This window comes from Aeromonas sp. 602396, from assembly GCF_049173735.1.
GTDB classification, from domain to species: domain Bacteria; phylum Pseudomonadota; class Gammaproteobacteria; order Enterobacterales; family Aeromonadaceae; genus Aeromonas; species Aeromonas veronii_A.
The window spans coordinates 26573-47524 of the sequence record NZ_JAAKSD010000022.1; the positions used below are offsets into that span (position 1 = coordinate 26573).

Sequence of the window (20952 nt, forward strand, 5' to 3'; positions counted from 1 at the left end):
CTCCTTAGGGGGAAAATGAGCACCGAGTCTACTGCAAAGGAGGGGGAGGATACCAGCCCGGCAGGGTGCCGGGCTGGTCAGCGATCAGGCGGGTACCATGATCTGGGTGGCGACGATCACCACCAGCAGGCCGACGGCGACCGGCATACTGGTGCGCTTGACCACCTCGAACGGCGAGAGCTTGCCCATCCCCGCACAGGCGACCACCACCCCGGAGACCGGAGAAATGGTGCGACCCAGGTTGGAGGCTTGCAGCATTGGGATCACCAGATAGGCCGGGTTGATGCCAAGGCTGCTGGCCAGGTTGGGGATCAACTCCACGAAGGCGTAGAAGGGAGCATTGCCCGAGCCGGTGGTGAAGGCGGCCAGGGTGGTGATCACCACCAGTGACAGCATCATGATCAGACCACCCGAACCGAGATCCTGCGCGTGAGCCAGCAGGGTGTCGATAAAGCCGACGGTCATCAGACCCTGGGCGAAGACACCGGCACCGACCAGCAGCATGACCACACCGGCAAAGGCGTCAGCCATGTTGCGCCAGCAGACCTGGAGACCGTCCAGCAGCTCCTTGCCATTGCGGATACGCACCAGCTCCAGCAGGCTGGCCAGCACCATGCACATGACGATGATGGTGACGATATCCAGCTGCGGACCCCATTTGCCGTCAAACACCAGCACCCCGATGATGGGGGTAAAGGGCAGGATGGCGTAGAAAGCGGGGGCGGTAGTCACCAGATCACCCGGGGCGACCGGCTCGTTGTGCTCACCGGATTTCTGGTCAAGGTAGCGCTGCCAGAAGAAGTGGGTCACCGCCATACAGGCGATCGCCACCAGCGAGATGGGCAGGGTCAGCTTGAAGGCAAAGTCCAGCAGCGGCATGTTGGCGGCCTGAGCGGCCATCACCACGTCCCCTGAGGTTGGTGCCAGAATAATGGCGGCTGGCGAGGCGCACACGGCCGCCGCCGCGCCACGGGAGATCCCCATGTTGACCATCAGCGGGAACAGGGTGGCCATCAGCAGCACGCCGAGGCCGGTAGCGGAGCTCACCGCCAGCGACATGGCACAGGCCACCAGATAGGCAGCCACCAGCAAGATATAGGGGGACTTGATGATGCCGAGCGGTTTGCTGGCCAGCTTGACCAGAATGGTGTTGGCGCCGATGTGGCTCATGTAGCCGGCGAAGCCACAGAGCACCATGATCAGCATCCCCAGTCCACCGCCACGATCATTGAGCAGGAAGCGGACGTATTCGAAGATATCGGTTGCGAGATAACCGGTGCTGACCACCTTGCTCGGCAATACCGGCTTGCCCATCATGGCGGTGATGATCAGCAGCAGCAAGCCGCCGCTCAGCAGCACCCCGGTTGCGGAGTATCCTTTGAAAATGGCACGGCCCACCACCAGGGTGACCAGGGTGCCAACAATGAGTTCCAGCATATGTTGCCTTCTGATTGGATGAGAGTGGAAGGAGTCTATTCCGATAGGGGTAGAGTGGCGACTGGAAACAGGATGTTGTGTGAGCTAAATCAACGTTTAACCCCATGAACAGAATTAAAGAAAGGTAAAGGTACTTTACCCAGCGGGTTTGGCTACCTACCCTTGCCAGCCTTGGTTGTCTTTTGAGGCTTTTATATGGTGATTGGTGATTTTTCAGGCATTAAACGCTCTCTTTTCCTGCTCGCGATGCTATTTTCACCTACTTGCGTGTTTGCGGTAACCAATGACGGTTTTCATCAAACCGGTCCTCATCAGGCGGTCGCCATGCGGCGTCTCATGGCTCCTCACTCTTACGGCGTACTGGTGGTTGCCGAGGGGAACAGACCCCGTTTTGCCGCGCTGGCATCCAAAACCACGGAAGCAAACTGCCTGGCCCGTCATGCCATCCGGGTAGATGGGGTCGCGTTGCTGGTCACCCCGAGATTTTATGCCAAAGAGGGAAAACGGGGACTTTGCGAGCTGTGGCTCAATGAGGGGGCAGATCAGGACTTTTTTGCCAACCGTCTTAAAAATGATCATTTCATTCAGATAGATGGTCATGACATCAATGTGAAAAACTATCACCTCGACTGGCAGCGCATCAGTCGTACTGCTCAATAAAAATACAGTTTCATCCTTGTGCCATACTTTGCTCACGCAACCTGTGAGCTTGCTCTGATTTCTGGGCTCATCATTGTATTGCGCCGCCTCTTGGTCACACATAGGCTATACCCGTCATCTGTGTGGCGGTGGGTTTCACCAAGGTTGGTACTCCGCCCGTGCAATCAAGGAAGGTAGTCTGGCATGGTCAGCAAGGTTTATGGAGTAGTGGGGAGCGTGCTATTGCTGTTGCCCCTGATGAGTCAGGCTCAGCCGAGCCGGCCGCAAGTGGTGCCAGAGTCCCGCATCAATGTCCGTTTTTATGAGGTAAGTGCTGCCCAGCCAGATCAACTGGCACGCGCCATTGCTCAGAGTGCCCCCAAGGTGAATGGCAAGCCTGTGCTCGGCAAGGCGAGTTATCAGGTGGACTGGCAGCTGGAAACCGACCAGTTGCCGGGGCGTTGCCAGCTCAAACGGGTAACGGTAACGACTCATGCCACTGTATTGTTGCCCCGCTGGCGTCAGAGTTCGGAGGGGAGTGACCCTGCTCGCCAGCGCTGGGGTCGGCTGCTCTCCAGCATGTTTGACTATGAATCCCGTTTCAAAGAGATGGTGCTGCAAGGCGGAAATCAGGTGGGCGGGGCGATTGCGGCACTACCAGGCCATGCAGATTGCCAGGCGTTGCGCTATGCCGCCTGGGCTGCGGGCAGTGGCGAATTGAACAAGGTGAAGGCACGGGTAGACGATTTCCAGCGTCAGACGGGTTATGGCGAACAGCTCGGGGTGCATTGGCCCAAGTGAACTCTGTCTGGAGGTGCGAAGCCCTGCCAAACCCGGTCAATATGGCACGATTCAACATCTGAAATGGCCGCCCCACCGGGCGGCCATTTCATTGCAGACAGCGCCATGTTTAGACCAGCGCCTTGCCTTTGAGCAGTTTGCGCACCCAGTAACGGGCAGGGTGGAGCGCTTCCAGTAGATCGGCGGCCAGTGGCAGGGGCTCACCGCAGATCTCGCTGGCGAGCAGCTCGCCACAGAGCGGCGCCGAGCAGAGACCCCGCGAACCGAGCGCCCCCAGCACATAGAGGCCGGGGTGAAGGGGGAGCGGCTGGGCGTTGTGCTGTTCATGCTGCAGCTGCACATAATGATCCGCCAGACCTTGCAATCTGGCCACTGGCCCCACCACCGGCAGGTGATCCCGGCTGGCACAACGCACCCCCACGCGCGCCTCGTTGCCGCTCACATCCACCTCGGCGGGCCAGGTTTGCTCCGGCAGGCAGGCTTGCAACCGCACCTGATTCTGGATTTGCTCCTCGGCACGAAACTCAAGGCTGCTCTGGTTACGGCCATAGCTGGCACCAATACAGTGTTGATCGTTGTGCATTGGCGTGAGGTAGCCATCGTAGCAGAGCACGGTATTAAGCCGGCTCAGGCTGGTTGAGGTCGGCACATGGCTTACCTGACCGCGTACCGGATAGAGCGGCAGCTCGGCAAAGGGGAGCAGTGATGGCAACTGGTGACCGGCGGCGACCACCAGATTGGGGGCCTGCCAGTGGCGGCCATCCTGGCTTTTTATTTGCCAGCCATCGGCCAGTTCAGTAATAGCGACCACCTCGGTATTGAACGCCACCTCAAGCAGCCCGCTGGCTTGCGCTTCTTTGATAGCTGCGTGGGTGAGATCGGCCGGACAGAGCCAGCCTCCCAGCGGGTAACTGACGCCGCTGTGGCCACAGGGCAGGCCAACCACCTGCTCTACCTCTGCTGTAGAGAGGGGATACATCAGCTCGGGGGGGAAGGGGCCCTGGCTCATTTTCGCCAGCTTGGCTGCCGATTTGTCGTCATAACCGAGCTGGGTTACCCCGCACAGTGCAAAAGCGATGGGATGTTGCGCGGCCAACGCCAGTAGCCGTAGGCGGGCATAGCCAAAAGCGAGCGAATAGAAGCGTGACAGGGCATCGTGCTCGCCGTTGAGCAGCGGATAGAGCGCGCCCTGGCGGTTGCCGGAGGCGCCGGTGGCCGGTTCGCCATCTGCACACAACAACGTCACCTTGCGGCCCCGCTCCACCAGAGAGAGCGCCGTCATGGCCGAGGCAATGCCGCCGCCGATGATCACTACCTCGCCAGCGCGTCCGGCAGGACGGGCATACCAGGGGGCTATGGTCTGCTGCGGCTGCTTGTCGGTGCGATCCCCCACCAGCATCTCCCGCTTGCTACCGTGGCCCTTCACCTTCTTCATGGCAAAACCGGCGGCAATCAGGCCGCGACGGACAAAACCGGCACAGGTAAAGGTGGCGATGGAGCAATCGGGACGGGCGAGGCGAGCGAGACTATCAAACAGCTCCTGTGTCCACATCTCCGGGTTCTTGGCTGGGGAGAAACCATCCAGATACCAGGCATCCACCAGCCCCTCTGCCCGGTGAGGCACTTGCGGCAGCATATCCTTGATGTCGCCAAACCAGAGATCGAGGCGAATGCGGCCACCCGTAAAATGCAGGCGGTGGCAACCGGAAACCGGCAGTGGCCACTGGGCGACAAGATCCTGGCTCAAGTGGCCAAGTTCAGGCCAGGCGGCCAGCGCCTTGCGCAGATCGTCTTGGGTCAGGGGGTATTTCTCGAAACTGATGAAGTGCAGACGGGAGCCGTTACCGGATTGGGGCGCCTGTTCCAGGAAGGCTTGCATTGTCGCCAGAAAGTTAAGACCTGTGCCGAAACCTGTTTCACCTATCACGAAACTGTCACTATCGTGGTGCGAAAATCGCGCAGGTAGCCGGTTTTGCTGCAAAAAGACGTAGCGGGTTTCACTTAGACCGTTATCATTGGAAAAGTACACATCCCCGAAGTCACTGGAGACAGGAGTTCCCGCTTCATTCCAGTCCAATCGGGCATGATGTAAGGATGTTTGACTCACGTTTTCCTCGGCTCGCGTCACAAAATCGCGGGCATTCTACGTGAAAGCAGACCAGTTTGGCAGCCGAAAGCGGGTAGACTTGGCGCCAGTTTTTCCAGACGAGATGAATTAATGAGAAGAGCAGTGATCACCGGTATCGGCGTCATCTCCAGTATCGGCAACAACAAGGAAGAAGTGCTGGCCTCCCTGAAAGCAGGTAAATCCGGCATCACCTATTCCGAGCAGTTCGAGCAGCACAATCTGCGCAGCCGTGTCTGGGGTAACATCAAACTCGATCCGTCTGAACTGATCGACCGTAAAGTCATGCGTTTCATGGGCGACGCTGCGGCCTACGCCTATCTCTCCATGCAGCAGGCCATTGAAGATGCCGGTCTGGCGGAAGATCAGGTCTCCAACGAGCGTACCGGCCTGGTGGTCGGTTCAGGTGGTGCCTCCGGCAAGAACACTTCGGAATCTGTGGACATCGCCCGCGAGAAAGGGGTCAAGCGTGTGGGCCCTTACATGGTGCCGCGCACTATGTCCTCCACAACCTCTGCTTGCCTGGCGACCCCGTTCCAGATCAAGGGTGTCAATTACTCCATCAGTTCAGCTTGCGCCACCTCTGCTCACTGCATCGGTCACGCGCTTGAGCTGATCCAGCTTGGCAAACAGGATGTGGTCTTCGCCGGTGGCGGTGAAGAGCTGGACTGGTCCTCTACCATCCAGTTTGACGCTATGGGGGCCCTCTCCACCAAGTACAACGACATGCCGGAAAAAGCCTCCCGTACCTATGATGCGAATCGCGATGGTTTCGTTATCTCCGGTGGCGGCGGCATCCTAGTGATCGAAGAGCTGGAACATGCGCTGGCCCGTGGTGCTCACATCTATGCCGAGCTGACCGGTTACGGTGCTACCTCCGATGGCTATGACATGGTCGCGCCGAGCGGCGAAGGCGCGGTGCGTTGCATGAAGATGGCAATGCAGGGGGTTGGCAAGGTTGATTACATCAACACCCACGGTACCTCCACCCCGGTTGGCGATACCAAGGAGCTGGAAGCCATCCAGACTCTGTTTGGTGCCAACGGTCCCAAGATCTCTGCCACCAAGGCGATGACCGGCCATGCGCTCGGCGCTGCCGGCGTGCACGAGGCTGTCTACTCACTGCTGATGATGGAGCACGGCTTTATCGCTCCCAGCATCAACATCGAGACTCTGGACGAGAAGGCCGAAGGTCTGCCCATCGTGCGCGAGTACGAAGAGGCCGAGCTCAACACCGTCATGTCCAACAGCTTCGGCTTTGGCGGTACCAACGCCTCCCTGGTGTTCAGCAAGTTCAAAGCATGATTATCCGGTTGATATGAAAAAAGCGCCTCAGGGCGCTTTTTTTGTTTCCGTGATCTGCCATCACTCATTGCAGAGCAGAGCAGAGCAGAGCAGAGCAGAGCAGAGCAGAGCAGAGCAGAGCAGAGCAGAGCAGAGCAGAGCAGAGCGTCAACCATTGTAGGATAGGGGGCAGAGTTCAGCGCTGATGGTTGGTGTCAGGTGAGATCACACCAATAAGCCTGCTTCGCATCTTGGGAGAAAGGCAGATAGCAAGAAGGGAGCCTGAGGCTCCCTTCTTTGTTAGCGGTAATTTGATGGTTACTGGTTAGAACCAGAAGCCGATAATAAAGGAGCCTGCCAGCGTCAGCATCACGTTGGCCACCGCATAGGTACCTGCGTAGCCAAGCGCCGGAATGGAGCTGTTGGCGGCCTCGTTGACCACATCCATGGCGGGGGCGCAGGTACGGGCACCAGTGATGGCGCCGAGCAGCAGCGCCGGGTTCATTTTCAATACCCAGACCCCGAACAGATAACCGACAAGCACCGGCAGGGTAGTGACCAACATGCCGGAGAAGAGCACTACGGCACCCACTTCGCTCAGGTGATCCAGAATGCCGCCACCCGCCTTGAGGCCGGTGCTCACCATAAAGACCGCAAGACCGAGATCCTTGGCCAGTCGCAGGGCTCCGGGCGGTACGTAACCCACGGTGGGGTGGTTGGCCCGCAGATACCCCATCAGAATACCAGCCAACAGCAGACCGACGGCGTTGCCGAGGCCAAATTCAATCTGGCCGAACACAAGCGAGACGGAGCCGATCAGCAAGCCGAGCACGAAGAAGGTGGTGAAAGCCACTAGATCTGTGGTCTGGCTGTGGATACTGATAAAGCCGATCTTGTTGGCCAGCAGTTTGACCCGCTGTTTCTCGCCGCTGATCTGCAGCACATCGCCTTTTTGCAACATGATGTTGCGATCGAACGGCATCTCGATTTGGGAGCGTACCACCCGGTTGAGGAAGCACCCTTTCTCGGTGAGGTTGAGCTCCACCAGATGGCGGCCGACCACGGCGTCGTTTTTCACCACTATCTCTTCGGTGACGATCTGCAGGTCGAGCAGGTTGCGATCAAATACCTCTTTACCGTTGCGGTAGTTGACGTCCAGTTTCTCGTGGCTCTCGGGATAGCCCACCAGGGCGATCTCGTCCCCTTCCTGAATGACGGCATCGCCATCGGGACTGGCGAGAATGCCGTTGCGGCGGATCCGCTCAACATAGCAGCCGGTATGGGGGTAGATGCCGGTCTCCCGCAGGGTACGGCCACCGATCCAGGCTGCCAGTTCGGGGCCAACCCGATAGGCGCGGATGATGGGTAGATAGGTCTTGCGACTGTCGCTGTCGGAGAGACCCCGCTCACGGGCGATCTTTTGCGCTTCGGTATTGAGATCGAGTCGTGCCAGTGACGGGAGATAGCGCACCACCAGCATCAGACCCACCAGACCCACCAGATAGGTCAGGGCGTAGCCGATGCCCATGTTGTCGAGTACCGCCTGCATATCGGTTTGATGGGGCAGGTTGAGCAGACCACTGCGCAGGGCATCCTGTGCACCCACCAGCGCCGGGGTCGATGTGAGGGAACCCGCCAGGATCCCCGCCGCCATGCCCGGCCCCAGATTGAAGAACTTGGCCAGCCCCACTGTCAGCAGCAGAGCTGTCAGCAAGATCACCAGAGTCAGGGTGATGTAGTGGATGCCATCGCGCAGGAAGACGCTGAAGAAGTGGGGGCCAGCCTCAATCCCCACACAGAAGATGAACAGCATAAAGCCGACGTTTTCTGTGGTGGCAGTAAACTCGAAGCCCATCTGGCCAAACAGCAGGGCGGTAAACAGCACACCTATGGTGTTGCCAATCTGGAAGTTGCCAATCCGCACTTTGCCAAGCAGCAGGCCGAAGGCCAATACCACGAAGAGCAGCAGGGAGTCGCTTTGATGCAGCAGTGTCACAAAATCTATAGTCATGCCCGGAAAAACCGAGGAAAAAAGTGGGGCCGATATTGTGCCGTATCTATCACTAATAAAGAAGCATAAGGGGGATTAATCGGACGTTATCGGACGCTATTTAATGAGCAGGCGGCGGGATAAGGGGAGCATCGGAAAAAAGCAGGTGATTTTTGCTCTCCTTCCCGTTGTCAATTAGTGAAACATGCTGGTTGCAGCCGGGCTTGCACTCTCATGGGTGAGATTTTAGATTCTGCTGTCTAGCGCTTCGCCACAGATCGGTTTCAGCAGATTCAACCTGGGGCTCTCTTGGTCGTAAAAGAGTCAAATGACGAGATACTAGCGTCATTCCCATATGGGGAAAGGGCTGGCAAAAAGATATCTCCGGAAAGTGCCAATAGAGCCTGTTAATCAACAGTTACAGAGGGTGGGACAAAACAGAATAAAATCAGGTTAGCCTGTAAAATGGTCTCCTGTTGCAGGGGATAACAGGCAATCCCGCGTCCTGACAGGGCTTGCTGCACTTACCCACAGAATCTGTGGATAACCCTGTTTATGAAACTTGTTCATCGCCCTGAAAGCCGCGCCAGTACTGGGATGCAAGGGCTGTTCAAAAAATACCGGAAGAAAAATGTTTGTATAAAAATCAAATAGTTAGATGCGGCAGGAGAAAACTCTGTCGAGCCGGAACGGGTCACAAAAGGGAGCGTCAGCAGCAAGAAGTATCTTGTGCATTAAAATTGGCAGGAGAGGGCACTAAAGTGGATAACTTGCACCGAGATGGCGAGGAATTTGGCTCCCCCGACTGGACTTGAACCAGTGACATACGGATTAACAGTCCGCCGTTCTACCGACTGAACTACGGGGGAACATCAGGCAAGGAGGAGCATCATACAGAAGGTGTCCGAGGTGGTCAAGCCATTCGCGGGATGATGGCGCAGGTGTACCGCTGCCAGCCCCTCGGTTACACTGCTCCTCTGCTGTTTTGTGTCGGGAGTGTTCATGAGCAAATTGTTCAAGTTAGCCAGCCAGTTTCAACCCGCCGGGGATCAGCCCACGGCGATTGCCCAACTGCTGGATGGCATCGAGTCGGGGCTGGCTCATCAGACCCTGCTAGGGGTGACCGGTTCGGGTAAGACCTTCACCATGGCCAACGTCATCGCCACCCTGAACCGCCCGACCATGATCCTGGCTCCCAACAAGACCCTGGCCGCCCAGCTCTATGGCGAGATGAAGGAGTTCTTCCCCGACAACGCGGTGGAGTATTTCGTCTCCTACTACGACTACTACCAGCCCGAAGCCTATGTGCCGACCACCGACACCTTTATAGAGAAGGATGCCTCGATCAACGATCACATCGAGCAGATGCGATTGTCGGCCACCAAGGCGCTGCTGGAGCGGCGCGACGTGGTGATCGTCGCCTCGGTGTCGGCCATCTATGGTCTGGGGGATCCCCAAGCTTATCTGAGCATGATGCTGCATCTCAAAGTGGGGGATGTGATCAACCAGCGGGATATCCTGCGCCGTCTCGCCGAGCTGCAGTACACCCGTAACGACATGGCGTTCCAGCGCGGCACCTTCCGGGTGCGCGGTGAAGTCATCGATATTTACCCTGCCGAATCTGACAAGCTGGCGCTGCGGGTAGAGCTGTTTGATGAAGAGGTGGAGCGCCTCTCCCAGTTCGATCCCCTGACCGGCGCTATCGAGCAGACGGTAGTGCGCTACACCATCTACCCCAAGACCCACTACGCCACCCCGCGCGAGACCATTCTGGGGGCCATAGAGCATATCAAGGAGGAGCTGCGCAGTCGCCGCGAGCAACTGTTGTCTCTCAACAAGTTGGTGGAGGAGCAGCGCATCAGCCAGCGCACCCAGTTCGACATGGAGATGATGCAGGAGCTGGGTTACTGCTCCGGCATAGAGAACTACAGCCGCTACCTCTCCGGCCGTGCGCCGGGGGAGCCGCCGCCCACCCTGTTTGACTACCTGCCGGGGGATGGCCTGCTCATCATCGATGAGTCCCACGTTACGGTGCCGCAGATCGGCGCCATGTTCAAAGGGGACCGCTCCCGCAAGGAGACCCTGGTGGAGTACGGCTTCCGGCTCCCCTCGGCGCTGGACAACCGGCCGCTCAAGTTCGACGAATTTGAAGCGCTGATGCCGCAGACGGTGTTTGTCTCGGCCACCCCGGGCCCCTACGAGCTGGAGAAGTCCGGCGGCGATGTGGTGCAGCAGGTGGTGCGCCCAACCGGCCTGCTCGATCCGGAGATCGAGGTCCGTCCTGTGACTACTCAGGTGGATGATCTGCTCTCCGAGATCCGCAAGCGGGTGGCGGTGGAGGAGCGGGTACTGGTCACGACCCTGACCAAGCGGATGGCGGAAGACTTGACCGAGTATCTGGCGGAGCACGACGTCAAGGTGCGCTATCTCCACTCCGATATTGATACGGTCGAGCGGGTGGAGATCATCCGCGATCTGCGCCTTGGCAAGTTCGATGTGCTGGTGGGCATCAACCTGCTGCGGGAAGGTCTCGACATGCCGGAGGTGTCGCTGGTGGCGATTCTGGATGCGGATAAAGAGGGCTTCCTGCGCTCGACCCGCTCGCTGATCCAGACCATAGGCCGGGCGGCGCGTAACCTCAACGGCAAGGTCATTCTCTACGGCGATACCATCACCAACTCGATGAAGGTCGCCATTGAGGAGACCGAGCGGCGTCGCGCCGTGCAGCATGCCCATAACCTCAAGCATGGGATCACCCCCAAAGGGCTCAACAAATCCATTGGCGATGTGATGGACATGGGCGGCAGCCGCACGGCAGGCAAACCAGGCAAGGGGATGCGCAAGGCAGCCGAGCAGCAAGGGGAATACCATGTCCTCTCAGCCAGCGAGATTGCCAAAGAGATCAAGCGGATGGAGGAGCAGATGTTCCAGCATGCCCGGGATCTGGAGTTCGAACAGGCGGCGGCACTGCGGGATCAGATTCAGCATTTGCGCAGCGAGTTGATCGAATCATGAGCCGTAAACGCTGGCTGATTTGGCAACGACTTCGTCGTCTCTATCAGGGCTTTCGCCATCCCGGTACCCCATGGTGGGCGAGGGGACTGGTGATCCTTATCCTGCTCTATGGCATCAGTCCGGTGGATCTTATCCCCGACGTGGTGCCCTTGCTGGGTTGGTTCGATGATGTGACCCTGCTGCTGGTGTTGCTATGGGGCTGGGAGCGTTGTCTTCCCCCCGCAGTGCGCAGCGATCTGGAACAGGCCTCCTAGTTCACCTTTTCAACACCACGCTCGACATCACTCTGTGCGCTCCCACCCTCGAAGGAAGCGGAAAAACGGTTTCATTTGAAGGTGGGCTCTGCAGGATGAAAAAGAGGCTGGCCGGTGATTGTCGCCCGAATGGCATTGGCGTAGACTCCACGCCGTTCACTTTATGGGTATGGAAAAAATGGATCTGATCCTCTTTGCAATCGACTTTATTCTGCACGTTGACGTGCATTTGAAAGAGCTGTTCGAGAACTATGGCGTCTGGGTTTACGCCATCCTGTTTCTGATCATCTTCTGTGAAACCGGGTTGGTAGTGACGCCGTTCCTGCCGGGTGACTCCCTGCTGTTTGCCGCCGGTGCGCTTACCGTGGGCAGCGTGCTGGACGTCCATACCCTGGCGGCCGTGCTGATCATCGCTGCCGTGCTGGGCAACGTGGTCAACTACACCATTGGTCACTTCTTCGGCGAGCAGTTGTTCCGCAACCCGGACTCCAAAATCTTCCGCCGCGACTATCTGGAGAAGACCCACGCTTTCTATGCCAAGCATGGTGGCAAGACCATCATCATCACCCGCTTCCTGCCTATTGTGCGTACGTTTGCGCCGTTTGTGGCAGGGATGGGGGCCATGACCTATCCGCGCTTTTTGGCGTTCAACCTGGTTGGAGGCCTGCTGTGGGTACTCTCCTTCGTCTATGCCGGCCACTTCTTTGGCAATCTGCCGGTGGTGCGTCACAACTTTACCCTGCTGATCTTCGGCATCATCGGTATTTCCCTGTTGCCCATGGTAATTGGCGCGGTCAAGGCCAAGATGAGCACTGCCAGGGCGTAACCAGAAATACGGTCAGCCAGAACGAGAAAGGGGGGAGCCATAATGGCTCCCCCCTTTTATCTCCACACGGCCATGATGATCAGTTGCAGCAACGCCCTTTCACCAGATTGCCGATGGCCACTACGGTGAAGACCAACAGGTAAGCGGCGAAGATGACGACCAGCCACTGGGGCATGGAGTAACCGAAGAACTGCCAGGTGATCTGGGCACAATCCCCTTCCGGCATAAAGAGCCAGGGGAGCCACTGATCGAGCGGAGCCCAGCTCGGGAAGTCGGCAAACGGGCTGCAGACGTTGAACGGGGAGGGGTTAACCTGATAGTCCACATGCTTGAGGGCCAGCTGGAAGCCGCGGAAGGCACTGTAGCCCCAAAGCAACATGGCACTCCAGCGAACATACCATTTATCCGGCGCCACCATGCCGAGCAGACCGGCGGCCAGCACACCCAGGGTCGCCAACCGTTCGTAAACGCACATCACGCACGGGGAGAGGCCCAGCACATGCTGGAAGAAGAGGGCGCACAACTCGAGGAACAGGGCTGATGCTGCCAACAGGCCCCAAGCCAGCCGATGGGCGGCAATACGGCGGAGAAACTCGATCATCTCATTGATCTCTCAGAAAAAACAGTGGCTGAATTAGAGCAGAGCGGGGCAGAAAAGAAAAGGGCCCTGAAAGGGCCCTCGGAAACCATCTCAATGGATTAATGCAGCGCCGGCTGTACCGCTGGCAGCGCACTCTCCATCACCAGCCATCCGTGCTGATAGAACCATTCGGTGGCAGGACCAAGCAGCAATTCGACAGAGAAAAAGCCGATCAGCCCCAGCACCAGGGTGTAGGGCAGCGCCATCCAGACCATGCGGCCATAGGAGAGACGCAGCAGCGGCGCCAATGCCGAAGTGAGCATAAACAGGAAAGCGGCCTGACCATTGGGAGTGGCGACCGACGGCAGGTTGGTACCTGTGTTGATGGCTACCGCCAGCAGATCGAACTGGGCGCGGTCGATGGCACCATTAAGCATGGCCGTCTTCACCTCATTGATGTAGACAGTGCCGACAAAGACGTTGTCACTGACCATGGAGAGCACCCCGTTGGCCAGATAGAAGAGGGCCAGCTGGTTCTCCGGTTTGGCAGCCAGTACCAGCTGGATCACCGGCTTGAACAGCTGCTGATCGATGATGACGGCGACCACGCTGAAGAAGACTGCCAGCAGGGCGGTGAAGGGGAGTGCCTCCTGGAAGGCTTTACCCAGCGAGTGCTCCTCGGTGATCCCGGTCAGGGAGGTGGCCAGCACGATAACCGAGAGGCCAATCAGGCCAACGGCTGCCAGGTGCATGGCCAGGCCGACGATCAGCCAGACCGCAATCAACGCCTGAACGATCAGCTTGGCCTTGTCTTGCGGGCTGCGTTTTGCCTCTTCGTAGCGATTGTACTCCTCCATGATGGCACGCACCGTGTCCGGCAGGCGGGCACCATAGCCAAACCAGCGGAACTGCTCTACCAGCACGCAGGTCAGCAGACCGCAGATAAAGACGGGGACGGTGACGGGTGACATACGAATGGCAAATTCGGCGAAGTTCCAGCTGGCTTGCTCGCCGATGATGAGGTTTTGCGGCTCGCCCACCAGGGTGCAGACACCACCCAGCGCGGTACCGATGGCGGCATGCATCATCAGGCTGCGCAGGAAGGCGCGAAAATCATCGAGATCCTGGCGATTGCGCTCAGCCACTTCCTTATCGTCGGTATGGTCATGGCTGTGACCAAACTCCTTGCCGGAAGAGACCTTGTGATAGATGGCATAGAAACCGGTGGCAACGCTGATCACCACGGCAATGACCGTCAGTGCATCGAGAAAAGCTGACAGGAAGGCGGAGACCAGACAGAAGGAGAGGGAGAGCAGGATCTTGGAGCGAACGCCGATCAGCAGCTTGGTGAAGACATAAAGCAGCAACTGCTTCATGAAATAGATGCCTGCCACCATGAACACCAGCAGCAGCAGCACTTCGATATTGGCGACCAGCTCGTGCTTGACCTGATCGGCGGAGGTCATGCCGATCAACACGGCTTCGATCGCGAGCAGGCCACCCGGTTGCAGGGGGTAGCACTTGAGGGCCATGGCCAGGGTGAAGATAAACTCAACGACCAGTAACCAGCCCGCAATGAAAGGATCAAGGTAGAAAGCGACCGGATTGATCGCCAGAAATAGCAAGATGGCGCTTTTATACCACTGTGGTGCATTGCCCAAGAAGTTCTTGGCGAATGCCTGCCCTAGGCTTATTGGCATGATAATGGGTCTCAACTTTGTTGTTAGGATCTGCTTCTATGCAGTCAAGGATGATTCGACCTGTGCCTCCGGATGTTGGCCTTTATCTGTCTGATTCCTCGTGATTTTAATCAAAAAGCGTGACGATTATAAATGATAGCCGATGGATCTCTGCCCATGTGTCTGTTTTATAACCACCTTGTCGGGGTTGGCTGGCTCCCCTGCGGCGATTAGATACATATTCCCAACACTATATTTGCCATATGTGAGCAGAGGACTGACCTTATGCTTGCCAGCCATCATCGCTTTGATATCATTCGTCAGCCTTTTTACGCATTACAACAGAGTCAATTCATGGTTATAAAAGCGCAGAGCCCAGCTGGGTTTGCCGAGGAATACATCATCGAGTCCATCTGGAACAATCGCTTTCCTCCCGGATCTATTCTGCCCGCCGAGCGTGAATTATCCGAGTTGATCGGGGTGACCCGGACTACCTTGCGCGAAGTGCTGCAGCGACTGGCCCGTGATGGCTGGTTGACCATACAGCATGGCAAGCCGACCAAGGTGAACAATTTCTGGGAAACCTCCGGCCTCAATATTCTGGAGACGTTGGCTCGTCTGGATCAGGACAAGGTACCTGATCTGATAGCTCAGCTGCTCTCCGCCCGTACCCACATCTGCACCATCTTTATCCGCGGGGCGATCCGTCACAATCCGGAACAGGCCGCCGAGATCCTGCGTGGCGCCGATGGGGTCGAGAACAACGCCCAGGCTTATGCCGAGTTCGATTATCGCCTGCACCACCAGCTGGCGTTTGCTTCCGGCAATCCGATCTATGCTTTGATCCTGAACGGTTTCAAAGGGTTGTACAGCCGGGTCGGCAGCTACTACTTCTCCGACAAGCAGGCCCGCGAGACCGCAGATGCCTACTACAAGACCCTGCTCAATCTGGCGGAGACCAAGAACCACGAAGCCGTGTTCATGACGGTGCGTCAGTACGGTATCGAGTCCGGCAAGCTCTGGACCCGCCTGCGTCAGGACATGCCAAGCGATCTGTGCGACAACTGATCCCTTGTCTGTGCTTTCCAAGAAACGCGCCATCCGGCGCGTTTTTTTATTCTGCCGTGTTTGTGTCTATCCTAGATTGGTGATGGTAATTGCTTGAACTGCATGGATATTTGGCCAAAAAGCTTGATCCAGCGCAAATGAACCCTGCATTTATCACTTTGGTGGCATAGGGCCCAACCGCTGATTGAGGTCAAATGGAGGCATGAAGAGCGGAGCCAATATCCGCCAGAAGGAACACACCTTTCACCGGATGAAGGACACAACAATGAGTCTTCTTGAACACACCATCTGGACAGTACTGGGATACGGGGCCATGCCCTTTATCTTTCTGAGCGGATTCGTGGCGGTGGCAGTGACCTGTTGCATGCTGCTGAACGCGTTCGGGGTACAGTCCGCCGAGAAGTGAGTCGCTTCTCATGCCGCCAAATGCCAGTCTTCGGACTGGCATTTGTTTTTTGTGTCTTTTAAAGCACTTATCCCGGCAGTGAAGGGGAAATCTTTGGTCAGTATGGTCGAACCTGCCGCCGATTTTGATTACACTGGCGCCCGTATTTCCCACTCACCCTTCTCTTATCAGGTGTTCAAGGTTTTCTATGGCTCTCAAGGCAACCGTATTCAAGGCCCAGATCAGTTTGTCTGATATGGATCGCAATCTGTATCAGGACTTCTCCCTCACGCTGGCGCGCCACCCCTCCGAAACCGATGAGCGGATGATGATCCGGCTGGCGGCCTTTGCCTGGCACGCTGCCGAGCGACTGGAATTCACCAAGGGATTGAGCGCCGATGATGAACCCGAGCTCTGGTGCAAGAACTACTCGGACGAAATAGAGCTCTGGATCGAGCTGGGCCAACCCGATGAAAAACGGCTCAAAAAAGCCTGCAACCGCGCCCGTCAGGTGGTGCTCTATCTCTACGGCGGTCGTGGTACAGCCGTCTGGTGGAAGCAGAACCAGGGCAAGCTGAGCCAGCATGACAACCTCAGTATCATCGAACTCTCCGACAGCCAGACTCTGCCGCTGACCGCCATGGTCGAGCGCACCATGCAGCTCACCTGCACTATCTCCGATGGTCAGCTCTGGGTCAGCAACGGCGCGCTGGAAGTGACGCTGGATCCGGTGGTGCTGATGGGCAAACCGGCCCGCGAACTGTAACGGACGCCGCCCATGTTCAGCGCCCTGCTCAATATCGTCATCCCGGTGTTCGGTGTGGTCGGGCTCGGCGCCCTCTACGGGCGATTGCGACCGGGGGCTGCGCTCGGTTACGTCAATCGAGCCAATATCGAGCTGTTTACCCCGGCGCTGGTCTTCTCCGCGCTGGTCAAGTTTCCGCTGGCACTGGCGGAGCATATGCCGCTGATTGCGGCGGGGGCGCTGGTTATTCTGTTACCCGGTCTGCTGCTCGCACTGCTCAAACTCAAAGGAATTGAGCGGGCAGCGCTGATCTTGCCCGCCATGTTCCGAAATACCGGCAATCTCGGTATCCCCTTGATGGTGCTGGCGTTTGGCGAGCAGCAACTGGGGGCCATCGTGATCCTCTTTGTGCTCTCCAATCTGCTGCACTTTTCGGTCGGCATGTTTATCCTCTCGGCCAATACCTCCCGTTGGCTGTGGCTGCGCAGCCCTGTGTTGTGGGCCGCGCTGGCCGGTTTGCTGGTGGCCAACCTGCACATTGAGCTGCCGGAATATGTGGTGACCACGGCCTCGCTGCTCGGCCAGATCTCGGTGCCCCTGATGCTCTTTGCGCTGGGCATTCGCCTGATGGAGGGGGAGCTTGATCACCTTGGCCTCGCGCTCAAGTGCAACCTGCTCTATCTGCTGGCGGGGGGATTGTCGCTGCTGCTGGCGATCTGGCTGTTGCCGCTCAAGACGGAGTGGATCCCGCTGTTGATGTTGTCGGTTTCCTTGCCCCCTGCGGTCTTGAATTACATGCTCTGCGAGCAGTATCACTGTCAGCCGGACAAGGTGGCCAGTATCGTGCTCGGCGGCAATGCCCTCTCTGTGCTGGTGATCCCGCTGGCGGTCTGGCTGGCACTTCATCTGCCTGGCTAAGTCAGATTGCATCGCTGCGGCGGTGCGACTCACTGGCCAATTGCTTGATCGAACCGAGTCACAGTCGTTCGCATCTCATCCTTGCAGGGGAAAGTTAGCCTATCAGGATCAGCAAGCTTTTCCATGCCATCTCTGTCCATCATTGCCTCCGTGATAAATCTGTCGTCCCCCTATCTAACCCTGAGCCCCGGGCCTAACGGCGACAGCTATAGTATGAAAAAGAGCTGACTGACACTGTTTAACCAATGCCAGTGAGGGAAACCGGATGAGCACAAGTGAGCAATCTGATCCTGTGGGGCAGGCAAAATCGCGTTATGACCCGGCATTGCCTACCGGTTATGACTGGCGTAGACACCGCCGTTTTATCCTTAGTGGCGGTGGTTACAAGGCGGAATGTCGCCGTCGCAACTGGTTTCTGGAGTTGCTCAACCCGGTACCCTATGTGGTGGTGCGCGACATAGCCATCGGCGGCATCGGTATTCTGGGGGCCATACGGTTGAAAGAGGGGGATGAGCTGGTGATTGCCATTCCCTCTGGCGAGAAGCTGCGCGGTCTGGTCGTGAGATCCCAGCCAGACCCACTTTTTCCCAAACTCTATCGCACCGGTATTCGTCTGCATCGTTATCCGACGGCCGAGCTGTTTGCCCGCTGGCAAAGTTACATTCAGCCGCAAGATAAAGCGGATTTCGACCATGAGTGCCAAGTCTTGAAACTGGTACGTGGCGCGTGAGCCAAGTGTCATATCAGAGGTCGCTTTCCCCACAGTCAGCATGATCTGTCGATGGGGTTCACTGATCAGCAGGCTTGGCTGACCCGAGTGGTTTATCTCACTGCATGTGTTTTCATCTTTATGTTTTTATTGAATTTTATCTGTACCTCTGAAGTCGCGGAGGATGCGGATCATTTTCCCTTTTCGTGATCCCCCCCGAAGTAGTTCCCCCTGATATCCCTTAGTATCTGGCCAGCATGACTCCCTTTAGGGGGAGGATAACAAGAACAAAAAGGAATGATGGATGAGATCCGTGAGCAACCAGTGTCTGTTGATGCAGATCCAGCCGACCATCTTGCGCTTTGCCAAGATGCTGGCGAGTGTGCTGCAGCTTGAAGTCGAAATTGTGGATGCTGATATGGTTCGGGTGGCTGGCACCGGGCCCTATGGCAAGTTCTTCGGACGTCAGCTGGAGGGGGATTCCCGCCTGCTGCGCTATGTGATTGATAATCAGCGGGAGAAGATCGTTACCCACACCAGCGATGATCCCGTGTGTGACGGCTGTACCTGCAAGGAGAGCTGCCGTGAGCGCGCCTTCCTCGGGGTGCCCATCATGGTGGACGAGCGCTGCATAGGGGTGATCAGTCTGGTGGCCTTCAGCGACGAGCAGCAGGCGCGCCTCAACAACAATCTGCAGGATGTGTGCGACTATGTGCGCCACATTTCCACTATCTTTGTGGCCAAGTTGCTCGATTCACGCGGGCTGTCGGACGGGGTCAACAAGGTGTTCCTCAATCTGATGACCAATATGGATCAGGGTTGCCTGCTGCTCGATGACAAGAGTCAACTGCTCTACGCCAACGAGGCGGCACTCCATCATCTGGGTTGCCAGCAGGAACAGCTGCAGGGGCGCGAAGTGGGGATCCGCCCGCTCACCTTCTCCCAGCAGGGGCTGAGTGGTCATCTTCAGCACATCATCACTTTTGAAGGTCGTCAGGAGCTGATCATCGGCCAGCTACATCATGTGCAGGGCCAGCAGCTCTTTCTGATGGCGTTTCACCAGTCCCACTCCGGTCAGGTTCAGGAGCCGGATCCGGATGTGCGGATCGATCAGCTGATCGGCGAGAGCAAGCCGATGCGCACCCTCAAGCGACTGCTGCACCGCATCGCCCAGAGTCCCTCCAGCGTGCTGATTTGTGGCGAGAGTGGCACCGGTAAAGAGGTGGTGGCACGCGCTGTCCATCGCCTGAGTCCCCGTCAGGACAAGCCTTTCATCGCCATCAACTGTGCCGCCATTCCCGAACAACTGCTGGAGAGCGAGCTGTTTGGTTATGTGAAGGGCTCCTTTACCGGTGCCTCCAGCGGTGGCAAACAGGGTCTGATCCAGGCGGCCCATCAGGGCACCCTGTTCCTTGACGAGATTGGCGACATGCCGCTCACCATGCAGGCCAAGCTGCTGCGGGTGCTGGAGCTGCGGGAGGTGACCCCCATCGGGGCCAGCCGACCGGTGCCGGTGGATATTCGCATCATCGCCGCTACTCACCAGCATCTCGATCAATACATCGCCGAGGGGAAGTTTCGTGAAGATCTCTATTACCGCATCAACGTCATCCCTCTCAACCTGCCGCCGCTGCGGGAGCGGGAAGGGGACGTGGAGCTGCTGACCCACTACTTCCTCAACCTCCACACCTGCCGGATCGGCATCGTCTATCCCGGTCTGGCACCCGAGGTGATGGCGCTGCTCAAGGGGTATCGCTGGCCGGGCAACGTGCGCGAGCTCAGCAACCTCATCGAATATCTGGTCAACGTCAGCCAGGCGGGCGAGGTGATTGACGCCAGTCTGCTGCCCCCCAACATCATCCGCAATCAGGAGCCCCATCGCGTCACCGCCCAGTCGATCCCGGTGACCAACCTGGATGCATCGTTCAATGTGGCTGCCGCCGCTCCGCTCGCCGCCACGCCGGAGAAACTACCCGAACCCGTTCCGGGTGAGAGTGGCCTTGAGAGCATGGAGAAACAGATGATAGAAGAGACCCTGCATCGGCTCGGCAACAAAAAACTGGCCGCACAGGCGCTGGGGATTGGGATTGCCACCCTCTATCGCAAGATAAAGAAGTACGAGATTGCCGTGCAGAGCTGAGGCGCTGGCGGCATCTATCCGGCCCGTGTCGTTTATCGGATGGCACGGGTTTTTTATGGGAACAAGGTTCTGCGCCATTGCCCGGTCGGTGATGAACAGATTGGCGGGGCAGGGGAGTGGCTACATGGCAGAATGCAAAAAGCCCGCTCGATGAGCGGGCTTTTCAAATCTGGTGCGTCCTAGTGGATTCGAACCACCGACCCCCACCATGTCAAGGTGATGCTCTAACCAGCTGAGCTAAGGACGCAGGGTGCGCAATGCGACTTTTATTTCTTTATGCAGAAGTGGTGGGTTTAATTGGATTCGAACCAACGACCCCTACCATGTCAAGGTAGTGCTCTAACCAACTGAGCTATA

The 20952-nt window shown here is 57.6% G+C and carries 17 protein-coding genes and 2 tRNA genes; 12 read left to right on the forward strand and 7 right to left on the reverse strand.

The genetic code is table 11. The features are described from left to right. Positions 1-84: 84 nt before the first annotated feature. Positions 85-1437: an anaerobic C4-dicarboxylate transporter DcuC gene (gene dcuC, locus G5229_RS19840; protein WP_421210166.1), complete on the reverse strand. Its 1353-nt coding sequence runs from the start codon at positions 1435-1437 to the stop codon at positions 85-87. A gap of 195 nt (positions 1438-1632) precedes the next feature. Here dcuC and G5229_RS19845 point away from each other — a divergent pair, with 195 nt between their 5' ends. After that, positions 1633-2097, forward strand: coding sequence for a hypothetical protein (locus G5229_RS19845; RefSeq protein WP_421210168.1), 465 nt, complete (start codon positions 1633-1635; stop codon positions 2095-2097). A 183-nt stretch (positions 2098-2280) separates the two neighbouring features. After that, positions 2281-2877: a DUF922 domain-containing protein gene (locus G5229_RS19850; protein WP_216953506.1), complete on the forward strand. Its 597-nt coding sequence runs from the start codon at positions 2281-2283 to the stop codon at positions 2875-2877. Positions 2878-2986: 109 nt separating this feature from the next. Here G5229_RS19850 and mnmC read toward each other — a convergent pair whose 3' ends face one another. Beyond that, on the reverse strand, positions 2987-5005 hold the full coding sequence (gene mnmC, locus G5229_RS19855; protein WP_421210169.1) for a bifunctional tRNA (5-methylaminomethyl-2-thiouridine)(34)-methyltransferase MnmD/FAD-dependent 5-carboxymethylaminomethyl-2-thiouridine(34) oxidoreductase MnmC: 2019 nt from the start codon (positions 5003-5005) through the stop codon (positions 2987-2989). Positions 5006-5095: 90 nt separating this feature from the next. Here mnmC and fabB point away from each other — a divergent pair, with 90 nt between their 5' ends. Next, positions 5096-6307: a beta-ketoacyl-ACP synthase I gene (gene fabB, locus G5229_RS19860; protein ID WP_216978860.1), complete on the forward strand. Its 1212-nt coding sequence runs from the start codon at positions 5096-5098 to the stop codon at positions 6305-6307. 304 nt (positions 6308-6611) lie between these two features. Here fabB and G5229_RS19865 read toward each other — a convergent pair whose 3' ends face one another. After that, positions 6612-8297: an aspartate:alanine antiporter gene (locus tag G5229_RS19865; protein WP_005345980.1), complete on the reverse strand. Its 1686-nt coding sequence runs from the start codon at positions 8295-8297 to the stop codon at positions 6612-6614. Positions 8298-9069: 772 nt separating this feature from the next. Beyond that, positions 9070-9145: transfer RNA gene (locus G5229_RS19870), tRNA-Asn, on the reverse strand. 133 nt (positions 9146-9278) lie between these two features. Between G5229_RS19870 and uvrB the strand changes: the two genes are divergently transcribed. The 3 genes from uvrB to G5229_RS19885 all read left to right on the forward strand — a co-directional run bounded on the left by uvrB (position 9279) and on the right by G5229_RS19885 (position 12371). Further along, a complete protein-coding gene (gene uvrB / locus G5229_RS19875) occupies positions 9279-11291 on the forward strand; it encodes an excinuclease ABC subunit UvrB (protein ID WP_421210173.1) in 2013 nt (670 codons plus the stop codon). Further along, positions 11288-11545: a YkvA family protein gene (locus G5229_RS19880; RefSeq protein ID WP_005360976.1), complete on the forward strand. Its 258-nt coding sequence runs from the start codon at positions 11288-11290 to the stop codon at positions 11543-11545. Before uvrB ends, G5229_RS19880 begins: the two co-directional genes overlap by 4 nt. A 178-nt stretch (positions 11546-11723) precedes the next feature. Further along, entirely contained in the window at positions 11724-12371 is a 648-nt protein-coding gene (locus G5229_RS19885; protein WP_040069761.1) for a DedA family protein, read from the forward strand. Positions 12372-12450: 79 nt separating this feature from the next. Here the strand turns inward: G5229_RS19885 and dsbB are convergent, their stop codons facing one another. Together dsbB and nhaB are read right to left on the reverse strand one after the other, a co-directional pair. Then, complete coding sequence (gene dsbB / locus G5229_RS19890) at positions 12451-12972, reverse strand: disulfide bond formation protein DsbB (RefSeq protein ID WP_005336895.1); 522 nt, start codon at positions 12970-12972, stop codon at positions 12451-12453. A 98-nt stretch (positions 12973-13070) separates the two neighbouring features. Continuing rightward, positions 13071-14651, reverse strand: coding sequence for a Na(+)/H(+) antiporter NhaB (gene nhaB, locus G5229_RS19895; RefSeq protein ID WP_421207301.1), 1581 nt, complete (start codon positions 14649-14651; stop codon positions 13071-13073). A gap of 333 nt (positions 14652-14984) precedes the next feature. On the opposite strand from nhaB, the gene fadR reads away from it, so the two are divergent. From fadR to G5229_RS19925, 6 genes are all read left to right on the forward strand, one after another. Beyond that, positions 14985-15698: a fatty acid metabolism transcriptional regulator FadR gene (fadR, locus tag G5229_RS19900; protein WP_026034983.1), complete on the forward strand. Its 714-nt coding sequence runs from the start codon at positions 14985-14987 to the stop codon at positions 15696-15698. 265 nt (positions 15699-15963) lie between these two features. Next, the gene (locus G5229_RS19905; protein WP_005345965.1) at positions 15964-16104 is read left to right on the forward strand and encodes a TIGR02808 family protein; all 141 of its coding nucleotides are present in this window, start codon (positions 15964-15966) and stop codon (positions 16102-16104) included. A gap of 187 nt (positions 16105-16291) precedes the next feature. After that, a complete protein-coding gene (locus G5229_RS19910; RefSeq protein ID WP_005352343.1) occupies positions 16292-16849 on the forward strand; it encodes a YaeQ family protein in 558 nt (185 codons plus the stop codon). Between the two features lie 12 nt (positions 16850-16861). Continuing rightward, entirely contained in the window at positions 16862-17746 is an 885-nt protein-coding gene (locus tag G5229_RS19915) for an AEC family transporter (RefSeq protein WP_421210176.1), read from the forward strand. Between the two features lie 265 nt (positions 17747-18011). Then, positions 18012-18476 (forward strand): hypothetical protein, encoded by a 465-nt coding sequence (locus G5229_RS19920; protein WP_421210178.1) that lies wholly within the window; start codon positions 18012-18014, stop codon positions 18474-18476. A 283-nt stretch (positions 18477-18759) separates the two neighbouring features. Next, the gene (locus G5229_RS19925; RefSeq protein WP_421210180.1) at positions 18760-20595 is read left to right on the forward strand and encodes a sigma 54-interacting transcriptional regulator; all 1836 of its coding nucleotides are present in this window, start codon (positions 18760-18762) and stop codon (positions 20593-20595) included. 170 nt (positions 20596-20765) lie between these two features. Here G5229_RS19925 and G5229_RS19930 read toward each other — a convergent pair. Then, positions 20766-20842: transfer RNA gene (locus G5229_RS19930), tRNA-Val, on the reverse strand. Between the last annotated feature and the right edge of the window lie 110 nt (positions 20843-20952).

Coding starts and splice junctions, on each gene's coding strand:
- dcuC (WP_421210166.1), bottom strand. CDS start 1,437: ATGCTGGAACTCATTGTTGGCACCCTGGTCACCCTGGTGGTGGGCCGT.
- G5229_RS19845 (WP_421210168.1), top strand. CDS start 1,633: ATGGTGATTGGTGATTTTTCAGGCATTAAACGCTCTCTTTTCCTGCTC.
- G5229_RS19850 (WP_216953506.1), top strand. CDS start 2,281: ATGGTCAGCAAGGTTTATGGAGTAGTGGGGAGCGTGCTATTGCTGTTG.
- fabB (WP_216978860.1), top strand. CDS start 5,096: ATGAGAAGAGCAGTGATCACCGGTATCGGCGTCATCTCCAGTATCGGC.
- G5229_RS19865 (WP_005345980.1), bottom strand. CDS start 8,297: ATGACTATAGATTTTGTGACACTGCTGCATCAAAGCGACTCCCTGCTG.
- uvrB (WP_421210173.1), top strand. CDS start 9,279: ATGAGCAAATTGTTCAAGTTAGCCAGCCAGTTTCAACCCGCCGGGGAT.
- G5229_RS19880 (WP_005360976.1), top strand. CDS start 11,288: ATGAGCCGTAAACGCTGGCTGATTTGGCAACGACTTCGTCGTCTCTAT.
- G5229_RS19885 (WP_040069761.1), top strand. CDS start 11,724: ATGGATCTGATCCTCTTTGCAATCGACTTTATTCTGCACGTTGACGTG.
- dsbB (WP_005336895.1), bottom strand. CDS start 12,972: ATGATCGAGTTTCTCCGCCGTATTGCCGCCCATCGGCTGGCTTGGGGC.
- nhaB (WP_421207301.1), bottom strand. CDS start 14,651: ATGCCAATAAGCCTAGGGCAGGCATTCGCCAAGAACTTCTTGGGCAAT.
- fadR (WP_026034983.1), top strand. CDS start 14,985: ATGGTTATAAAAGCGCAGAGCCCAGCTGGGTTTGCCGAGGAATACATC.
- G5229_RS19905 (WP_005345965.1), top strand. CDS start 15,964: ATGAGTCTTCTTGAACACACCATCTGGACAGTACTGGGATACGGGGCC.
- G5229_RS19910 (WP_005352343.1), top strand. CDS start 16,292: ATGGCTCTCAAGGCAACCGTATTCAAGGCCCAGATCAGTTTGTCTGAT.
- G5229_RS19915 (WP_421210176.1), top strand. CDS start 16,862: ATGTTCAGCGCCCTGCTCAATATCGTCATCCCGGTGTTCGGTGTGGTC.
- G5229_RS19920 (WP_421210178.1), top strand. CDS start 18,012: ATGAGCACAAGTGAGCAATCTGATCCTGTGGGGCAGGCAAAATCGCGT.
- G5229_RS19925 (WP_421210180.1), top strand. CDS start 18,760: ATGAGATCCGTGAGCAACCAGTGTCTGTTGATGCAGATCCAGCCGACC.